This window comes from Microvirga sp. 17 mud 1-3 (assembly GCF_003151255.1).
In the GTDB taxonomy this organism is placed as follows: domain Bacteria; phylum Pseudomonadota; class Alphaproteobacteria; order Rhizobiales; family Beijerinckiaceae; genus Microvirga.
This window is the reverse complement of the sequence record NZ_CP029481.1, coordinates 4,260,327-4,278,578: the sequence shown is the minus strand read 5'-3', so window position 1 is coordinate 4,278,578 and position 18,252 is coordinate 4,260,327. Positions and strand designations below refer to the sequence as shown.

Genomic DNA, 18,252 nt, shown 5'->3' with positions numbered 1-18,252 from the left:
GACACGAGAGGCCGGATGACCATGCTCGCCCCATCAATGGTTGTCTGCCCCTCTACGGAGCGCAAGTCTTCGTCGCGTCTCTCAGGCGGCGGCCCGGTCTCCCGACCCGCCGGCCAGTTCCCCGAACAGGCTGTTCGAGCCCGCCCGCGCGATGCGGACAGTCACGACATCGCCGATCCGATGTCCGTCGCTCTCGAAGTGGACCGCCTGAAGATAGGGCGACTTGCCCGCCATCTGACCCGGATGGCGGCCCGGCTTCTCCACGAGAACGTCGAGAGTCTGGCCCACGGTTCCGTGATTGAAAGCCTGTCTCTGGGTTTCCAACAGGTTTTGCAGCCGCGCCAGCCGCTCCGCCTTCACGGCTTCGGCGATCTGGGCGTCGATCTCGGCCGCCGGGGTGCCCGGGCGGGGGCTGTACTTGAACGAGAAGGAGCTGGCGAAGCCCACATCAGCCACGAGCCGCATGGTCTCGTCGAATTCGGCATCGGTCTCGCCCGGGAAGCCGACGATGAAGTCGGACGAGAGGGCGAGGTTCGGCTGAACCTTGCGGATCCGCTCGATCAGGCGGCGGTACTCGTCGCCCGTATGCCGGCGGTTCATGGCCTCGAGGATGCGGTCGGAGCCGGACTGCACGGGCAGGTGCAGGTAGGGCATCAGGGCCCTGAGGTCCCCGTGGGCCGCGATGAGTTCGTCGTCCATGTCGCGGGGGTGGCTGGTGGTGTAGCGCAGGCGCACGATGCCCGGCACCTCGGCTAGGCGGCGCAGGAGCCGTCCCAGGGACCAGACCGAGCCGTCCGGCCCTTCCCCGTGATAGGCGTTCACGTTCTGCCCGATGAGGGTCAGCTCCCGCACGCCCGCATCGGCGAGGCGCATGGCCTCGTCCAGGATCTTCGCGACCGGACGGGAGACCTCGGCGCCGCGAGTATAGGGTACCACGCAGAAGGTGCAGAACTTGTCGCAGCCCTCCTGGATCGTCAGGAAGGCCGAGACGCCCCGGCTCAGGGTCTTCTGACGGCTCGGCTGGGGCAGGTGGTCGAACTTGTCCTCGATGGGGAAGTCCGTATCGACCACGCGCTCGGTCCTGGCCTTACGCAGGAGCTCCGGCAGGTGGTGGTAGCTCTGCGGGCCGACCACCACGTCAACGACCGAGGCCCGGTGCAGGATTTCCTTGCCTTCCGCCTGGGCGACGCAGCCTGCGACCACGACCTTGGTCTCCTGGCCCTGACCCGCACGTTCCTGCTTCAGCTCACGGACGCGGCCCAGCTCCGAATAGACCTTCTCGGCCGCCTTCTCGCGGATGTGGCAGGTGTTGAGGATGACGAGATCCGCCTCCTCCATGGCTGCGGTTTCGCTGTAGCCCTCGGTCGCGAGAACGTCCGCCATGCGCTCGGCATCGTAGACGTTCATCTGGCAGCCATAGGATTTGACGAAGACTTTCTTCACGCTGGACGGCCTGTCTTGCTGGGGTCGGGACTAAAAAGCGGTCTTTAAAGGGTTTCAGGGCACAAGAGAATAGCGGCTCTTCGGCGCTCCCGTCATCCCGTCCCGGGGCGGGAGGATACCTCTTGCCGAAATCCGCCCGGGGCGTCAGGCTGGCTCCCCATCGATGCGCCCCCCATGAACCCTCGCAAGCCCCGCAAAGCCCCCGGTCCGTCCAATCCCTATTATTCCGGCCCCGTTTCGGACCATTTCGACGGGCTGCGTTTCTTCTTGCCGGAGCAGCCGCCCGACAAGACCCTGAAGGACCTGCTGCGCTGGCGCCTGGCGAAGGGCGGGCGCAAGGCCTGGCCGAAGCGCAATCCAAGCCCCTTCCAGGACAGGCCGCCTTCCGCCGTCAAGGATCTGCGGGTGGTGCTGATTGGCCATGCGTCGTTCCTGATCCAGGCGGCGGGGCTCAACATCCTAGTCGATCCAGTCTTCGCCGAGCGGGCGAGCCCGGTCCCCTTCGCGGGGCCGAAGCGCGTGAACCCGCCGGGCATCGCCTTTGCGGACCTGCCCCCGGTCCATACGGTCCTGATCACGCACAACCATTACGACCATCTCGACCTCGCGGCCCTCGGGCATCTCTGGCAGGAGCACCGGCCGCGCATCCTCGCGCCCCTCGGCAACGACACCATCATCCGGGCCGTTCATCCCGACATCCCGGTCGCGACGCTGGACTGGGGCGAGGCGATGGAACTCGGCCCCGGCATCACGGCGCATGCGACCCCTTCGCGCCACTGGTCGGCCCGGAATACGCGGGATCGGCGCATGGCTCTCTGGTGCGCCTATGTGCTCACCACCCCGGCAGGCACGATCTACCATGTGGGCGATACGGGCTTCGGGGATGGGCGGATCTTCCGCGACGTGCGGGCCCGCTTCGGGCCCCCGCGCCTCGCGAACCTCCCCATCGGCGCCTACGAGCCGCGCTGGTTCATGAAGCCCCAGCATATGAATCCCGAGGAAGCCGTGGAGGCGCTCCGCCTCCTGGAGGCCGAGCAGGCCCTGGGCCATCATTGGGGCACGTTCCGGCTGACCGACGAGGGCGTCGACGATCCGCCCCGGGCCCTCGCGGAGGCCCTGGCCGCGGCCGGTATTCCGGCGGAGCGGTTCAGGCCCCTGCGGCCCGGAGAGGCTTGGCAGCTGTAAGGTCGCGGATCGGGGCCTCGAGCTCTCCCGGATCGTCCACCAGGCAGGCGACGCCGGCGTCCTGAAGCTCCTGCCTCGACCCGTATCCCCAGGTGACGCCGATCGCCGCAAGCCCGTTGGCGCGGGCGCCTATGGCGTCATGCTTCCGGTCGCCGATCATCACGGCGCCGGCCGGATCGAAGCCTTCCTGCGCCAGGATGTGACGGATCAGGTCGCGCTTGTCGGTGTTGCGATTGTCGAGTTCGGAGCCGTAGATTTCGCCGAAGAACGGCGCCAGGCCGAAATGCTCGACGATCCGCCGCGCATAGACATGCGGTTTCGAGGTCGCGACGAAAAGCCTGACTTCCTCGTCCCGAAGGCGGGCGAGCAGGGCCGGAATTCCCGCATAGACCTCGTTCTCGAAGAGGCCGACATCGCTGAAGCGCTCGCGGTAGAGGCGAACCGCCTCGGGCGCGTCCTCTGGACCTCCCAGGAGCTCCGAAAAGCCCGCGATCAGCGGGGGGCCGATCATCCAGGTCAGGGCATCGGCCTCGGGAACCGGGCGACCCAGTCTCTCCAGGGCATATTGAACCGAGCGGGTGATCCCGGTCTTCGGGTCCGTCAGGGTCCCGTCCAGGTCGAAGAGGGCGATCATCGGGTGCGCTTATTCCTTGGCCTGGACGTAGATGTTGATTTCGAGATTGGTGTCCGAGGCCTCGGTCATGTCCGAGACGTATTCCTCGATGAAGGCGTCCTTCGCCTCGATGTCCTTGGCGTCGAGATAGGCCGTGATGGTCTCGTAGGTGCCGTCGATCTCGTCATAGGCGTCCTTGTGGACGAAGCGCATGGCCTTGCCCTCGGGCGTTTTGCCGAACTTGATCTCGGGGGTGAGCTCCGTCTTGCCCTCGGGCACCTGGGCAATGGGGATCATGGCCTGGTAGCGGAAGCCCTTGTCGTCGGTCTGGACGAAGACCGTAAGCGGTTTGCCGGCGGGCGCGATCCCGTCCTTCGCCAGGGCGTCCTCGATCTTGCGGAACACGCCCTTCAGGTTGGTGAAGGCGTCCTCCCAGTTGCTGATGCCGCTTACCATGGCCACGGGCTTCGCGGGCAGGACCACCTCCTCGACCCCGGTCGGATCGCCGACCGTGGGGACGAGGGCGGGCCGCGCGACGGCGGTCGGCGCCGGGCTTGCGGGCTGGGCCGGTTGCGACGGCTGCGCCGTGGCGGGGTTCTGCTCCGGCGCGGGAGTCCGGGCCGGAGCGGGCTGAGCCTCTCCGGACACGGCCGGCACGGCCTTGTCAGCCGGCGGCAGGATCACCGGGGCCGGAGGCGGCAGAGCCGGCATGGCGGGCTCTCCGGAGGGTGCCGCGGCCTCCGTCGCGGGGGGCGTCTGGGCGAGAACCGGCCCGGCGCACAGGGAAGCCAGAAGGCAGAACAGGGAAAAACGGAGCCGCATGCGGGTGCCCATCGAATCACGAAGAGGATCTTTCGGCGGAGCATAGAGGCCTTTCGGCGGGGCCGCGAGGCCGTGTCCCCGGGGTCAGAGAGGCGCCCGGCCGCCGCCGATGCCGCAGGGCCTGCGGTTCCCCCTCGCGGTTTTCGCGGTTTTGGGCCATATAGCCGCCATGAGCGCCCTTGCGAACCACCGTTTCCTGAAGATGAACGGCCTCGGCAACGAGATCACCGTGCTCGACCTGCGCGGCAGCCCCCTGCGCGTCAGTGCCGCGGAGGCGCGCGCCATCGCGGCCGATCCCCGCTCGCGCTTCGACCAGCTGATGGTCCTGCACGATCCCGTCACGCCCGGCACGGACGCCTATCTGCGCATCTACAACACGGACGGTTCGGAATCCGGCGCCTGCGGCAACGGCACCCGCTGCGTCGCCTGGGCCATGACGGCCGATTCGGTCATGGGATCGCCCGCTGACCGGCTCGTCCTGGAAACCAGAGCCGGGCTCCTGCCGACGGAGCGCGTCTCCGAACGGGTCTTCACGGTCGATATGGGCCCGCCGCGGCTCGCCTGGAACGAGATTCCCTTGAGCCGCGCCTTCCCGGACACCCGCGCCATCGCGGTCGAGACCGTCCTGCCGGAAGCCCCCGAGCTCGCAGGCCCCTCGGCGGTCAGCATGGGCAATCCCCATGCGATCTTCTGGGTGACGGATGCGGATTCCTACGACCTGACGGCGATCGGCCCGAAATTCGAGCACGACCCGGTCTTTCCGGAGCGGGCCAATATCTCGCTCGCCCAGGTCGTCGGGTCGGACCGCATTGTCCTGCGCGTCTGGGAGCGGGGCGCCGGCCTGACCCGCGCCTGCGGCTCCGCGGCCTGCGCGACCCTCGTGGCGGCTTCCCGCAAAGGCTTGACCGGGCGCAAGGCCGCGGTCTCGCTTCCAGGCGGCGACCTGCTGATCGCATGGCGCGAGGGCGACGATCACGTGCTCATGACCGGGCCGACGGAGCTCGAACACGAGGGGACCTTCGCGCCCTCCCTCTTCGCCGGAGCCGCCTGATGGGCGTCGAGGTCGTCACCTTCGGCTGCCGCCTCAACACCTACGAGTCGGAGGCCATGCAGCGCCACGCCGAGGAGGCGGGGTTGGGCGAGGTCGTGATCGTCAATACCTGCGCGGTCACGGCGGAGGCGACGCGCCAGGCGCGCCAGTCGATCCGCCGGATCGCCCGCGAGAAGCCCGGGGCGCGGATCGTCGTCACCGGCTGCGCCGCGCAAGTTGAGCCTGCGACCTTCGCGTCCATGCCCGAGGTCGCGACGGTGCTCGGCAACCACGAGAAGATGAAGGCCGAGACCTGGGGCTCGTTACGCGATTTCGGCGTGGGCGCGAGCGAGAAGGTCCTGGTCAACGACATCATGGCCGTGCGGGAGACCGCCGTTCACCTCATCGACGGCATGCGTGGGCGCACCCGCGCCTTCGTGCAGGTGCAGAACGGTTGCGACCACCGCTGCACCTTCTGCATCATCCCCTATGGCCGCGGCAATTCCCGCTCGGTGCCCATGGGCGCCGTGGTGGAACAGGTCCGCACTCTCGTGGAGCACGGCTCCCGCGAGGTGGTGCTCACGGGCGTCGACATCACCAGCTACGGCAAGGACCTGCCGGGCGAGCCCAAGCTCGGCACCCTGGTGAAAAGCCTGCTGCGGCACGTGCCCGAACTCGAGCGGCTGCGCATCTCGTCCATCGATTCGGTGGAGGCGGACGACGACCTCCTCGACGTCATCGCCAACGAGAGCCGGCTGATGCCGCACCTGCACCTGTCCCTCCAGGCGGGCGACGACATGGTGCTCAAGCGCATGAAGCGCCGGCACCTGCGCGCCGACGCGATCGCGTTCTGCGACCAGGTCCGCAGGCTCCGGCCCGACATGGTGTTCGGCGCCGACATCATCGCGGGCTTCCCGACCGAGACCGAGGAGATGTTCGCCCGCTCCCTCGCCATCGTCGAGGAATGCCATCTCGTCCATCTCCACGTCTTCCCGTTCTCGCCGCGCCCCGGCACCCCGGCGGCCAGGATGCCCCAGGTCGCCCGCGACGTGGTGAAGGACCGGGCCCGCAGGCTTCGCGAAAAAGGCGAGGCGGCGCTCCTCAGGCACCTGACCGAAGAGGTCGGCGCCCGGCGCAATGTGCTCGTGGAAACAGGCCAGCTCGGCCGCACGGAAGGCTTCACGCTCGTGCGCTTTACCGCCCCCGTGACCCCGGGCGAGATCCTCCCGGTCACCATCGCGGGGCATGACGGGAAAGAGCTTTTGGCCGCATAAGGCCGACGTCATTCCTGGGCCGCGGAGCGGAGCCCGGAATCGCAGGCCGCATGAAACGCCTTAATCCTGAGACGATCCCGGATCGGCTGCGCCGTCCGGGATGACGCCGCACGCCCGAACCCGCTCCCGCATATGCTCCGGCACCGGCGCCTCGACGGTGATCGGCGGCTTTTTCGGATAGAGCGGGACCGTGACGCTCTGGGCATGGAGATGCAGGCCCGGTCCGCCGAAGCGCGGGGCCGTGCCGTAGATGGGATCGCCCAGGATCGGGAAGCCGGACGCGGCGCAATGCACCCTGAGCTGGTGGGTGCGGCCTGTGACGGGGCGCAGTTCGAGAAGCGTGAGGCGCTTTCCGCCAACCTCAGCGGGCATCCCCTCCCCCTTGTGGGGAGGGTTAGGGTGGGGGTGTCGGCTCTGAATTGAACCCAGGTTGGCGCTCACACCCCCACCTCCACCTCCTCCCCACAAGGGGGAGGAGAGCAACGCATCGCTTCTCGCGACCATCTGAGATCCGTGGGAGGAGAGCAGGTCGGCGCCCCGTCCCAGAACCCGCCACCGGGTCAGGGAGGGCTGGCCCTTCGGGTCCACCTTCATCCACCAGCCCCGGTCCGGCGATTTCGGCGCGAGAGCCAAGTCGATCTCGCCTTCGTCGGCCTCGGGCCCGCCCTCGACGACGGCCCAATAGACCTTGTCGATTTCATTTTTCCGGAAAAGTTCGTTGAGGCGGGCGAGGGCCTTGGGGTGGCGGCCCAGGATCAGGCAGCCCGAAGTATCCTTGTCGAGGCGGTGCGCCACTTCCGGGCGGCGCGGCAAACCGAAGCGGAGGGCGTCGAGATGCTGGAACAAGGTCTCGCCGCCCTTCGGGCCTGGATGCACCGGCAGCCCGGCCGGCTTGTCGATCACGAGCATCAGGGCATCGCGATACAGGATCTTCGACACTATCTCTTCCGCATTCATGACGCCTCGGCTATCGAGGCCGAGGCGCGAAGGCAAGCAGCAAAGCAAAAGGCGGAAACGAGACACCCATGGCCGACACGAAGCCCGACAAGCCCGGATTCCTGTCCCGTCTGTTCGGGCGCAAGGCGGAAGCGCCGGCCCCGGCTGCGCCCGAAACGCCCCCATCCGAGACGCCCCAACCCGAAATGCCCCAGGCGGGCGGGTCGCCTGAGGCCATGCCGTCGCCGCCCGCGAATGCGGCCGACGACCTCATCCCGGCCCCCTCGACCGTGACCCAGGCCTCCCCGGATATCCCGGTGGAGGAAAAGGTCGCGCCCGAGCTGGCGGGGGCCGATCTCCAGCCCGTGGAGGGCCGGGAGCCTGAGGGCGGCGGCCCGACGGAGCCGATCCCAAGGCCTGCGCCGGAACCGGTGCCCGAAGTCGCTCCCGAGCCGGCGCCCCCGGCCGAGAAGCAGAGCTGGTGGCAGCGCCTGACGCACGGCATGCGCCGGACCTCCTCGTCTTTGTCGGAGAGCGTCACGGGCCTCTTCACCAAGCGCAAGCTCGATGCCGCCACTTTGGAGGAGCTGGAGGACGCGCTGGTCCAGGCCGATCTCGGCGTCGAGACGGCCCTTCGCATCACGGAAGCGATCTCGGCGGGCCGCTACGACAAGGAGATCTCCCCGCAGGAGGTGAAGACGATTCTCGCGGGTGAGGTGGAGAAGACGCTCCAGCCCGTCGCCCAGGCGCTCGCCATCGACCGGTCGAAGAAGCCCTTCGTGATTCTCATGGTCGGCGTGAACGGGGCGGGCAAGACCACCACCATCGGCAAGCTGTCCCAGAAATTCCGCGCCCAGGGCCTCAAGGTCATGCTGGCGGCGGGCGACACCTTCCGGGCTGCCGCCATCGAGCAGCTGAAGGTCTGGGGCGAGCGCGTCGGCGCGCCGGTGATCGCCCGCGCCCAAGGGTCGGACGCGGCCGGCCTCGCCTATGACGCTCTCGAGGCGGCGCGGGCCGAGGGGTCGGACGTGCTGCTCATCGACACGGCGGGCCGCCTCCAGAACAAGGCCGGCCTCATGGCCGAGCTGGAAAAGATCGTGCGCGTGATTCGCAAGTTCGACGAAAACGCCCCCCACGCAACGCTGCTCGTCCTCGATGCCACCGTCGGCCAGAACGCCGTGAGCCAGGTCGAGCTCTTCCGCAAGGCTGCGGACGTCACCGGCCTCGTGATGACCAAGCTCGACGGCACCGCCCGCGGCGGTATCCTGGTGGCGCTCGCGGCCAAGTTCGGCCTGCCCGTCCACTTCATCGGCGTCGGCGAGGGCGTCGACGACCTGGAACCCTTCGCGGCGAAGGATTTCGCCCGCGCCATCGCCGGATTGGACGAAGCCGCATGACCGACGACCTCTTCGAGACCAAGACCGACGCCCGGCGCCTGCCGCCCCTTCTCAAGCTCGCCCTGGAGCTCGGGCCGCTCGCCCTCTTCTTCGTGGCGAACGCCTATGCGGACCGGTTCGGCTATGCGGAGAACCAGCGGATCTATGTGGCGACGGCCCTGTTCATCGCCGCGACCGTGGTGGCGCTCGCCATCAGCTATGCGCTTATCCGCAAATTGCCGATCATGCCTCTGGTCTCGGGCGCCGTGGTGGTGGTCTTCGGCGGGCTGACGCTGTTCCTCCAGAACGACATGTTCATCAAGCTCAAGCCCACCATCGTGAACGCCATGTTCGGGCTCGTGCTCCTCGGCGGCCTCTATTTCCGCAAGCCCCTGCTGGAGATCGTCCTCGACAGCATGTTCGAGCTGACCGAGGAGGGCTGGCGCAAGCTCACCTTCCGCTGGGCCCTGTTCTTCTTCGCCCTTGCGATCCTCAACGAGGTGGTCTGGCGCACGCAGACGACGGATTTCTGGGTCAGCTTCAAGGTCTTCGGCATCATGCCCCTCACCATCGTGTTCGCCCTTGCGCAGACGCCGCTGCTCATGCGCTACGAGGCGGGCAAGAAGGCCGAGGAGGCCTGAGACCTTCAGGTCACTCCGCTGGCTTCATCAGCCGAATTGGGCGCGTGACGCCGGGAAGCGGCAGGTGCTCGATGGGGGTCCAGCGGGTGGTCTCGCCGGCGGCAGCGATGCACTGGGCCGAGACCAGGAAGGAACATTCCACGGTCTTGGTCGCCTGTTCGATGCGGGCGGCGGTGTTCACGGTCTCGCCGAGCACGGTGAATTCGAGCCGGTCCTCGTCGCCGACCACGCCGCAGAACACCTCGCCCGTATGGATGCCGACGCCGATCCTGACCGGCGGGTCGAAGCCGCGCTTGGCGTTCCAGCGGTCGATGAGGTCGAACAGGGTGCGCCCGCAGGCAAGCGCGCGGGCGGCGTCGTCATCCGATTCGACCGGTACCCCGAACAGGATCAGCGCTCCGTCGCCCGTGAACTTGTCGATGACGCCCCCGTGCCTGGCGGCTGCGCGCATGACGCGGCGGCGAAAGGACGAGATGAAGATGGCGAGCCGCGCCGGGTCCATGGTCTCGCCGTAGGTGGAGGAATCGCGCATGTCCACGAAGAGAAGCGTCACCGGGATGCGCCGGCCCGCCCTTAAGGACGCGAAAGCCCGCTCCGAGAGGATCGGCGCCAGCTCCCGGGGCAGGTAGCGGGTGAGGTTGAGCCGTAAGGTCGTCTCCCGCACGGCCCGCTCCAGCAGGAGGCGGCCCTGCCGGGCCACGAGGATCAGGATGAGCGCGACCGAGAGTACCATGGCGACGCGGGCCATGTTGGCTTCCCAGCTGAACTGGCCCGCGAAGGCCGCGAGCCGCTGCTCCCGCTCCTGGAACGACAGCCCTGCCCCGGCCAGGGCCAGGAGCCCGAGCCCCGTGACATAGAGGATCCCCACATAGGCCTGGAGACGGGGGCTATAGTGGATAGCGCTGGCCGCCATGGTGATCGGCACGACCCAGATTCCGGGAAAGACCGAGAAGAAGCTCCCGGGAATGCCCAGGACCCAGTGGCTGTAGCCGAGATTGATGAAGACCAGCAGGGCATCGAGGGTCGCCGTGAGACCCGGGAGCCAGGCCACGGCGATGCGCCGCGAGGCCAGCCAGGCGCTGCCGAGCCCGACGATTCCGAGGAGCGAGAGGGTCATCTCGGCCGCGCGAATCTGGTGGACGACGATCAGGTTGTCCCTCGGGACGTCCTCGGTCGCGATCAGGACCGTGATGAGAAGGAGCCCGGACACGACCACTCGGGCGAAGCCCGCCCGGCGCAGGGCCGCCACGTCCGCCTCGCGCATGAGCCGATCCGTGGCATCGCTCAAGGGACGCCTCGCCCCCAGGGTGCGGAGCGATGTCCAGGCGGACGAGACGCGGCTTTTCATAGGCACGGACTTCCATTCAGGTTAGACCGGGCCGCCTGCATGGCGATCCGTCGAAAACGCACGGCGGGGCCGCGGACTGGCCCGCCATGTCACCCGATTCTGGCACAACGATGCCGGGCCCGCGACAGACGAGGGGATAAAATTCATGAATGTGAAGCCCGGCGCCGAAAGCCTCGGCCCCATCGTGGTTTACGTGGATGCGGATGCCTGCCCGGTCAAAGCCGAGATCTACCGGGTCGCGGAGCGGCACGGCGTGGGCGTCTTCGTGGTGGCGAACAGCTTCCTGATGGTGCCGCAGAGCCCGCTGATCGAGCGGGTCCTCGTCGACGGCGGGTTCGATGCGGCGGACGACTGGATTGCCGCCCGCGCCCGGCGCGGCGCCGTTGTGGTGACGGCCGACATTCCGCTCGCTCATCGCTGCGTGACGGCCGGCGCCGACGTGATCGGCCCCACCGGAAAGCCCTTCACGGAATCTTCCGTCGGCATGGCGCTCGCGACCCGCAATCTGATGGAGGATCTGCGCGCCATGGGCACGGTCACGGGTGGCCCGAAGCCGTTTTCGGCGAAGGACCGCTCGGCGTTTCTCTCGGCGCTCGATCTCGCGATCGTGCGGCTCAGGCGGGCGGGGTTTGGCGGAGCTTCTCCTTGAAGGCGGAGAAGTTCTCCGGCGTCAGCGGGCCGATATGCTTGTGGCGGATGGTGCCGTCGGGGCCGACGATGAAGGTTTCGGGCACGCCGTAGACGCCCCAGTCGATGGAGGCGCGGCCTTTGGGATCGACGCCGACGGCCGAGAAGGGGTTGCCGAGCGTGCCCAGGAAGCGGCGGGCATTGTCCGGGTTGTCCTTCTGGTTGATGCCCACGACCCGGATCGACGGGTCCTTGGCGAGCTCTACGAGGAGCGGGTGCTCCTGGCGGCAGGGCGCGCACCAGGAAGCCCAGACATTCACGACCGTGACCTTGCCCTTGAGGTCCTCGTTGGAGAAGCCGGGCACCGGCTTGCCGTTCGCCAGGAGCCCTTCGAGGGGCGCGAGGCTGAAGCTCGGCGCGGGCTTGCCGACGAGCGCGGAGGGAATCTGCGAGGGGTCTCTTCCGGGAAGGAGGCTCGGAATGAACATTCCGCCCACGACCCCCGCGAAGATGAGCAGCGGCAGGATGAAGATCAGCCGCGAGCGCGGCGCGTTCGCCTCAGCCACGGCGCGACCTCCGGCCGGCGCCGCGGGCCTCGAGCTCCGCAAGGGCCCGCTGCTGCAAGCGATAGTCGAGCCAGGCGCGCAAGATCAGCCCGGCCACCACGAGGGCGGTGATCGCGTAGGCGCCGATGATGAAAGAGGCATGGGTCGTCATGTCAGGCGGCCTGAGCGTCGAGGCGCTCGGCCTCGAGGATCGTGAGGGTACGCACCCGGCGGCGCAGGATCTCGGTGCGCATGCCGGACAGGTGCAGCGTCATCCCGAGCAGGGTGAAGCCGAGGGCCATCACCAGGAGGGGGATCAGCATGGAGGAATGGATCGTCGGGCCGCCGAGGCGGAACACCGAGGCCGGCTGGTGCAGGGTGTTCCACCAATCGACTGAGAATTTCACGATAGGCAAGTTGACGGCGCCCACGAGGGTGAGGATCGACACCGCCCGGGCGGCGCGGCTCGGCTCCTCGATGGCGCGCCACAGGGCCATGATGCCGAGATAGATCAGCAGCATCACCAGCATGGAGGTAAGCCGCGCGTCCCATTGCCAGTAGGTGCCCCACATGGGCTTGCCCCAGAGCGAGCCGGTGACGAGGCAGATGAACGTGAAGGCGGCCCCGATGGGGGCGGCGGCCTTCTGCGAAACGTCCGCCAGGGGATGGCGCCAGACCAGGGTGCCGAGGGCCGAGGCCGCCATGGTCGCGTAGAAGAACAGGGAGAGCCAGGCGGCCGGCACGTGCAGGTACATGATCCGGACCGTCTCGCCCTGCTGGTAATCGGCCGGGGCCGTGAACCACGTCATGTAGAGCCCCACGCCCAGGGCCAGAGCCGCCGCGCCCGCCAGCCAGGGCAGCAGGCGGCCGCTATAGGCCATGAAGCGGGACGGGTTGGCGAGTTCGCGGATCATGGCACCGATGTAGCGGGCCACGCGGGCGGCTGCAACGAGTGGATTGCCGCAAGTTCGCTCCAAAGCTCCGCCATGCCTTCCCATGCCGGCGGACTTCATTACATATGGAACTTTATTACGGAGCGCCCATGCGGACATCTCTCGCGTTTGCCGCCCTTCTCGCCGGAGCGGGGCCGTGCCTGGCCGAGCCGCCGGTTCTGCGTTGGCCGGTGGCCTGCGAAATCGGTCGGACCTGCGTCGTTCAGCATTATCCCGACCGCGCCCCCTCGCCGGACGCGCAGGATTATGCCTGTGGAACGCTTACCTATGACGGCCATGACGGCACGGATATTCGCCTGCCGACCATGGCGGCGCAACGCGCCGGGGTCGATGTCCTTGCTGCGGCGGGAGGGATCGTGCTTCGCGTCCGTGACGGGGTCGAGGACAGGTCGGTCGCCGCGCGCGGACGGGCGAGCGTCGCGTCGCTGGAATGCGGCAACGGCGTCCTGATCGATCACGGGGACGGCTGGGAAACCCAGTACTGCCACATGGCGAAGGGCAGCCTCGCGGTTCAGCCGGGAGACGAGGTTCAGGCCGGAGGGCGGCTCGGGAAGGTAGGTCTTTCGGGCCTTACGGAATTTCCGCATCTGCACATCACGGTGCGCAAAGACGGAAAGGCCGTTGACCCCTTCGCCTTCGGCGCCGACCCGGCATCCTGCGGCGGCGGACATTCCCTCTGGGACGAGAGCCTCCGCGGCGCCCTGTCCTACGAGGCAGGGCATGTTCTCAACAAGGGCTTCGCTCCCGGACCGGTGACGATGGATTCCATCGAAGCCGGCGAGGCGGAGCGGGATGTTCCCAGCACCGGCTCTCCGGCGCTCGTCGCTTTCGTGCGGACGATCGGCCTGAAGGGCGGGGACATGCAGGAGCTGGTCCTGTTCGACCCCGACGGACGGCCGGTTGCCCGCAACGGGGCGCCACCCCTCGACCGGGCAAAGGCGCAGTGGATGATGTTCACGGGCTTCAGGCCCCCGGCCGGCGGTTTCCGCCCCGGCCTCTACCGCGCCGTCTATCGCGTGACCCGCAACGGCAGGCCGGCCCTCGAACAGGCCTTCGGCATTCAGCTGCGGCCCTAAGGGCGGCCCCGCTCATTCACTCGAGCGCAGGGCCGCCGCCGCTCCGACCGTCCCGACCACGGCGGCGACCAGGGTCAGGGCGACGAGGATCAGGAACGGCGTCGCGAAGGGGATGGTGCCGCCGGTTGCCGCGTTGGCGGCCGAAACCCCGAAGATCAGGGTCGGGATCATGAAGGGCAGCACCAGGATGGCGAGGATCAGCCCGCCGCGCCGCAGGGAGGCCGTGAGCGCGGCCCCGACCGCGCCGACGAAGGTGAGCGCCGGGGTGCCGACCAGAAGGGTCGCCACCATGGCCAGCATGGCGTCCGGCGTCAGGGCGACCAAGAGCCCGAAGAACGGGGCGGCGAGCGCCAGGGGCAGGCCCGTCACAAGCCAATGGGCCGTCACCTTGGCGAGCACCACGGCCTCCAGGGGCGCGGGCGACAGGCGCAGGAGGTCGAGGGAGCCGTCCTCCTGGTCCGCCTGGAACAGGCGGTCGAGGCCGATGAGAGTGGCGAGCAGGGCGGCGATCCAAAGGATGGCCGGGCCGATCCGCGACAGGAGGTTGAGGTCCGGCCCGAGCGCAAAGGGGATCATCGTCACGATGGACAGGAAGAACACGAGCCCCATCAGCCCGGAGCCGCCGACGCGGGCCGCGAGCTTCAGGTCGCGGATCAGGAGAGCCAGGAAGGCACGCATCAGAGGACGTCTCCGGACCGGAAGGGCTCGGGCGCGGGGGCGCTCCGCTCGATCCGGATCTCCCGGGCGCCGTCGAGGGCCAGGGGCTGGTGGGTGGTCGCCACGACGATGCCGCCGGAGGCCCGGTGCTCCTCGATGAGCCGGCGCAGGACCTCCTGCGAGGCGGTGTCGAGGGCGGCAGTCGGCTCGTCCAGGAGCCAGAAGGCCCGGCGGGCGACGAGGAGGCGCGCCAGGGCCACCCGGCGCCGCTGGCCGGCCGACAGATAGGCAACCGGCAGCCCGGCCGCATGGGCGAGGCCGAGGGCCGCCAGGGCCTCCCGGGGCGTCAGCGCCGGGTCTCCAAGGAAGTCGCGTGCGAAGGCCAGGTTCTCCTCGGCCGTCAGGGCAGCCTTGAGGGCATCCCGGTGGCCCACATGGTGGAGGCATTCCGGCAGGGTGCGCTCGCCCGCCCCGGTCAGGGCCAATGTGCCGCCGGCCGGCGCGAGGCGCCCTGCCAGGATGTCGAGCAGGGACGATTTCCCGGCCCCGTTGCGGCCGAGGACCAGGAGGGCGTCGCCCGGTCGGAGCGCGAACGAGACCCCCTCGAAGATGCGGCGCTCGCCCCGGCTGCAGGCCAGATTCTCCACATGAAGCTGCAAGCCCGCCGCTCCTAGACCGCTGCCGCGCCGACGAAGAGGCCGATATTCCGCGGCATCCGGTTTCCGGTTTTTGGCATCCTGCCCTCAATCCACCCCAGAATGGTTCTAATCCGTGTAGCGGGGTCGTAGGAAATGATCTATACCACCCTCGGCTGCGCCGCGCGCCATGGCGTCCAATCCGCTTCGCGCGCTTCTCCCCTGTCCGGGCGCCCCCGGAGCGGCGCGCGCTTATCGCGCTTTCGGCCGAACAACCTGTTCGTAACCCAAATGCACGCGAGGATTCGCCGTGACGCTCTCCAATAGCTTCAATGCCCGCCAGACCATGACGGTGGGCGACAAGACCTACACCTATTATTCTCTCGCGGAAGCGGAGAAGAACGGTCTCAAGGGCATTTCGCAGCTGCCCTTTTCCATGAAGGTCCTCCTCGAGAACCTGCTCCGCTACGAGGACGGCCGCACCGTCACCAAGGCCGACGTGGAGGCCGTGGCTGACTGGCTCAACAACCGTGGCAAGGCCGAGAAGGAAATCGCCTATCGCCCGGCCCGCGTGCTCATGCAGGACTTCACGGGCGTCCCGGCCGTGGTGGACCTCGCGGCCATGCGCGACGCCATGAAGAGCCTCGGCGGCGACCCGCGCAAGATCAACCCGCTCGTGCCGGTGGATCTCGTCATCGACCACTCGGTGATCGTCGACGAGTTCGGTACCCCCCGGGCCTTCGACCGTAACGTTGAGCTGGAATACCAGCGCAACGGCGAGCGCTACCGCTTCCTGAAATGGGGCCAGAGCGCCTTCGAGAACTTCTCCGTGGTGCCTCCGGGCACCGGCATCTGCCACCAGGTGAACCTGGAGTTCCTGTCTCAGACCGTCTGGACCCGCCGGGATACGGCGGCCGGCGAGTTCGACGTGGCCTATCCGGACACCCTGGTCGGCACCGATTCGCACACCACCATGGTCAACGGCCTCGCGGTGCTGGGCTGGGGCGTGGGCGGCATCGAGGCGGAGGCCGCCATGCTCGGCCAGCCGATCTCCATGCTGATTCCCGAGGTGATCGGCTTCAAGCTCACGGGCAAGCTGCGCGAGGGTGTGACGGCTACCGACCTGGTGCTCACGGTCACGCAGATGCTGCGCAAGAAGGGCGTGGTCGGCAAGTTCGTGGAATTCTACGGCCCCGGCCTCAACGACATGACGGTGGCGGACCGTGCCACCATCGGCAACATGGCCCCCGAATACGGCGCGACCTGCGGCTTCTTCCCCATCGACCAGCGCACCGTCGACTACCTGCGCACCACGAGCCGCACGGACGAGCGCGTCGCTCTCGTGGAGGCTTATGCCAAGGCGCAGGGCATGTGGCGCACGGCCGAGACGCCGGATCCGGTCTTCACCGACACCCTCGAGCTCGACCTTGCCGACGTGGTTCCCTCGCTCGCCGGCCCCAAGCGCCCGCAGGACCGGGTGACGCTCGATACGTCCAACGCCGAATTCCGCAACGCGATGGAGAAGGAATTCCGCAAGGCCGCCGAGATCGGCAAGCGCGTGAAGGTCGATGATGCCAATTTCGACCTCGGCCACGGCGACGTGGTGATCGCAGCGATCACCTCCTGCACCAACACCTCGAACCCGAGCGTGATGATCGGCGCGGGCCTTCTCGCCCGCAACGCGGTGCAGAAGGGCCTGAAGGCGAAGCCCTGGGTGAAGACCTCCCTCGCCCCCGGCTCGCAGATCGTCGCCGAGTATTTCGAGAAGGCCGGCCTGCAGAAAGACCTGGACGCCCTCGGCTTCAACCTCGTCGGCTTCGGCTGCACCACCTGCATCGGCAATTCGGGTCCGCTGCCCGAGAACGTCTCCAAGGCGATCAACGACAACGACCTCGTGGCCGTGTCGGTGCTCTCCGGCAACCGCAACTTCGAAGGCCGCGTAAACCCCGACGTGCGGGCGAACTATCTCGCGTCCCCGCCGCTCGTGGTGGCCTATGCGCTCGCCGGCACCATGCTGACCGACCTCACCACCGAGCCTCTCGGCACGGGTTCGGACGGCAAGCCGGTCTATCTCAAGGACATCTGGCCCTCCTCGGCGGAGGTGCAGGAGTTCATCGACCGCACGATCACGAGCGAGCTGTTCAAGACCCGCTACGCGGACGTGTTCACGGGCGACGAGAACTGGAAGAAGGTCACGGTGGAACCGGGCCTCACCTTCGAGTGGGACATCGGTTCGACCTATGTGCAGAACCCGCCCTATTTCGAGGGCATGACCAAGGAACCGAAGCCCGTCACGGACATCGTGAACGCGCGCATCCTCGGCCTCTTCCTCGACTCGATCACTACGGACCACATCTCGCCCGCCGGTAACATCCGGGTGAACTCGCCTGCCGGCCAGTACCTGCAGGAGCACCAGGTCGCGGTGGCCGACTTCAACCAGTACGGCACCCGTCGCGGCAACCACGAGGTGATGATGCGCGGCACCTTCGCCAATATCCGCATCAAGAACCAGATGGTGAAGGACGAGACCGGCAACGTGGTGGAAGGCGGCTACACCATCCATCAGCCCTCCGGCGAGCGGATGTTCATCTATGACGCCGCCATGCGCTACCAGGACGAGGGCGTGCCGCTCGTGGTCCTGGCCGGCAAGGAATACGGCACCGGCTCGTCCCGCGACTGGGCGGCCAAGGGCACGAACCTGCTCGGCGTGCGCGCCGTGGTTGCCGAGAGCTTCGAGCGCATTCACCGCTCGAACCTAGTCGGCATGGGCGTGGCGCCGTTCGTGTTCGAGGGCGACACCTCGTGGAAATCGCTCGGCCTGAAGGGCGACGAGACGGTCACGATCCACGGGCTTGCGGAAGGCCTGAAGCCGCGCCAGCGCATGGAGATGGAAGTCACCTCCGCCGACGGCACCGTGAAGAAGGTTCCGCTGGTCTGCCGCATCGATACGCTCGACGAGCTGGAATACTTCCGCAACGGCGGCATTCTCCAGTACGTCCTGCGCCAGCTCGCGGCGTAAGTTTCCGGCTGCCGCACAAAACACAGGGCCCGCCCCCTCGCCGGGGCGGGCCCTTTTTCATGTCCTTGCGAC

General features: G+C 68.0%; 18 protein-coding genes. 8 read left to right on the top strand and 10 right to left on the bottom strand.

Annotation, left to right across the window (positions count from 1 at the left end; genetic code table 11):
* Positions 1-81: 81 nt before the first annotated feature.
* A complete protein-coding gene (gene miaB, locus C4E04_RS20095; RefSeq protein WP_109600369.1) occupies positions 82-1,443 on the bottom strand; it encodes a tRNA (N6-isopentenyl adenosine(37)-C2)-methylthiotransferase MiaB in 1,362 nt (453 codons plus the stop codon).
* 174 nt (positions 1,444-1,617) lie between these two features.
* Between miaB and C4E04_RS20090 the strand changes: the two genes are divergently transcribed.
* Positions 1,618-2,628: an MBL fold metallo-hydrolase gene (locus C4E04_RS20090; RefSeq protein WP_109600367.1), complete on the top strand. Its 1,011-nt coding sequence runs from the start codon at positions 1,618-1,620 to the stop codon at positions 2,626-2,628.
* Here the strand turns inward: C4E04_RS20090 and C4E04_RS20085 are convergent.
* Both C4E04_RS20085 and C4E04_RS20080 read right to left on the bottom strand, forming a co-directional pair.
* Entirely contained in the window at positions 2,591-3,262 is a 672-nt protein-coding gene (locus C4E04_RS20085) for an HAD family hydrolase (RefSeq protein WP_109600364.1), read from the bottom strand. The genes C4E04_RS20090 and C4E04_RS20085 overlap by 38 nt on opposite strands.
* A gap of 9 nt (positions 3,263-3,271) precedes the next feature.
* Complete coding sequence (locus C4E04_RS20080) at positions 3,272-4,063, bottom strand: GyrI-like domain-containing protein (protein ID WP_109601371.1); 792 nt, start codon at positions 4,061-4,063, stop codon at positions 3,272-3,274.
* A 169-nt stretch (positions 4,064-4,232) separates the two neighbouring features.
* On the opposite strand from C4E04_RS20080, the gene dapF reads away from it, so the two are divergent.
* Complete coding sequence (dapF, locus tag C4E04_RS20075; RefSeq protein WP_109601369.1) at positions 4,233-5,114, top strand: diaminopimelate epimerase; 882 nt, start codon at positions 4,233-4,235, stop codon at positions 5,112-5,114.
* Positions 5,114-6,367: a tRNA (N(6)-L-threonylcarbamoyladenosine(37)-C(2))-methylthiotransferase MtaB gene (gene mtaB, locus C4E04_RS20070; protein WP_109600362.1), complete on the top strand. Its 1,254-nt coding sequence runs from the start codon at positions 5,114-5,116 to the stop codon at positions 6,365-6,367. Before dapF ends, mtaB begins: the two co-directional genes overlap by 1 nt.
* 60 nt (positions 6,368-6,427) lie before the next feature.
* On the opposite strand, the gene C4E04_RS20065 is transcribed toward mtaB, so the two are convergent.
* On the bottom strand, positions 6,428-7,306 hold the full coding sequence (locus C4E04_RS20065) for an RluA family pseudouridine synthase (protein WP_371682019.1): 879 nt from the start codon (positions 7,304-7,306) through the stop codon (positions 6,428-6,430).
* A gap of 86 nt (positions 7,307-7,392) precedes the next feature.
* Here C4E04_RS20065 and ftsY point away from each other — a divergent pair, with 86 nt between their 5' ends.
* Both ftsY and C4E04_RS20055 read left to right on the top strand, forming a co-directional pair.
* Positions 7,393-8,700, top strand: coding sequence for a signal recognition particle-docking protein FtsY (ftsY, locus tag C4E04_RS20060; RefSeq protein WP_109600358.1), 1,308 nt, complete (start codon positions 7,393-7,395; stop codon positions 8,698-8,700).
* Complete coding sequence (locus tag C4E04_RS20055) at positions 8,697-9,320, top strand: septation protein A (RefSeq protein ID WP_109600356.1); 624 nt, start codon at positions 8,697-8,699, stop codon at positions 9,318-9,320. The genes ftsY and C4E04_RS20055 overlap by 4 nt, the downstream gene beginning before the upstream one ends.
* Positions 9,321-9,330: 10 nt before the next feature.
* Here the strand turns inward: C4E04_RS20055 and C4E04_RS20050 are convergent, their stop codons facing one another.
* Positions 9,331-10,668, bottom strand: coding sequence for an adenylate/guanylate cyclase domain-containing protein (locus C4E04_RS20050; RefSeq protein WP_109600354.1), 1,338 nt, complete (start codon positions 10,666-10,668; stop codon positions 9,331-9,333).
* 145 nt (positions 10,669-10,813) lie between these two features.
* Between C4E04_RS20050 and C4E04_RS20045 the strand changes: the two genes are divergently transcribed.
* Positions 10,814-11,317, top strand: a complete 504-nt coding sequence (locus C4E04_RS20045; protein ID WP_109600352.1) for a YaiI/YqxD family protein — start codon at positions 10,814-10,816, stop codon at positions 11,315-11,317.
* On the opposite strand, the gene C4E04_RS20040 is transcribed toward C4E04_RS20045, so the two are convergent.
* The 3 genes from C4E04_RS20040 to C4E04_RS20030 are packed head-to-tail and all read right to left on the bottom strand — an operon-like array spanning position 11,283 to position 12,754.
* Positions 11,283-11,861: a DsbE family thiol:disulfide interchange protein gene (locus tag C4E04_RS20040; RefSeq protein WP_245416173.1), complete on the bottom strand. Its 579-nt coding sequence runs from the start codon at positions 11,859-11,861 to the stop codon at positions 11,283-11,285. The two genes, C4E04_RS20045 and C4E04_RS20040, sit on opposite strands and share 35 nt — an antisense overlap.
* Positions 11,854-12,012, bottom strand: a complete 159-nt coding sequence (ccmD, locus tag C4E04_RS20035) for a heme exporter protein CcmD (protein WP_109600349.1) — start codon at positions 12,010-12,012, stop codon at positions 11,854-11,856. Before ccmD ends, C4E04_RS20040 begins: the two co-directional genes overlap by 8 nt.
* A gap of 1 nt (position 12,013) precedes the next feature.
* A complete protein-coding gene (locus C4E04_RS20030; RefSeq protein ID WP_109601367.1) occupies positions 12,014-12,754 on the bottom strand; it encodes a heme ABC transporter permease in 741 nt (246 codons plus the stop codon).
* Between the two features lie 128 nt (positions 12,755-12,882).
* Here C4E04_RS20030 and C4E04_RS20025 point away from each other — a divergent pair, with 128 nt between their 5' ends.
* Entirely contained in the window at positions 12,883-13,869 is a 987-nt protein-coding gene (locus tag C4E04_RS20025) for a M23 family metallopeptidase (RefSeq protein ID WP_109600347.1), read from the top strand.
* 12 nt (positions 13,870-13,881) lie between these two features.
* Here C4E04_RS20025 and ccmB read toward each other — a convergent pair whose 3' ends face one another.
* Together ccmB and ccmA are read right to left on the bottom strand one after the other, a co-directional pair.
* On the bottom strand, positions 13,882-14,547 hold the full coding sequence (gene ccmB, locus C4E04_RS20020) for a heme exporter protein CcmB (protein WP_174219304.1): 666 nt from the start codon (positions 14,545-14,547) through the stop codon (positions 13,882-13,884).
* On the bottom strand, positions 14,547-15,185 hold the full coding sequence (gene ccmA / locus C4E04_RS20015) for a heme ABC exporter ATP-binding protein CcmA (RefSeq protein WP_109600345.1): 639 nt from the start codon (positions 15,183-15,185) through the stop codon (positions 14,547-14,549). The genes ccmB and ccmA overlap by 1 nt, the downstream gene beginning before the upstream one ends.
* A 322-nt stretch (positions 15,186-15,507) precedes the next feature.
* Here ccmA and acnA point away from each other — a divergent pair, with 322 nt between their 5' ends.
* Positions 15,508-18,180 (top strand): aconitate hydratase AcnA, encoded by a 2,673-nt coding sequence (gene acnA, locus C4E04_RS20010; RefSeq protein WP_245416363.1) that lies wholly within the window; start codon positions 15,508-15,510, stop codon positions 18,178-18,180.
* Positions 18,181-18,252 lie beyond the last annotated feature (72 nt).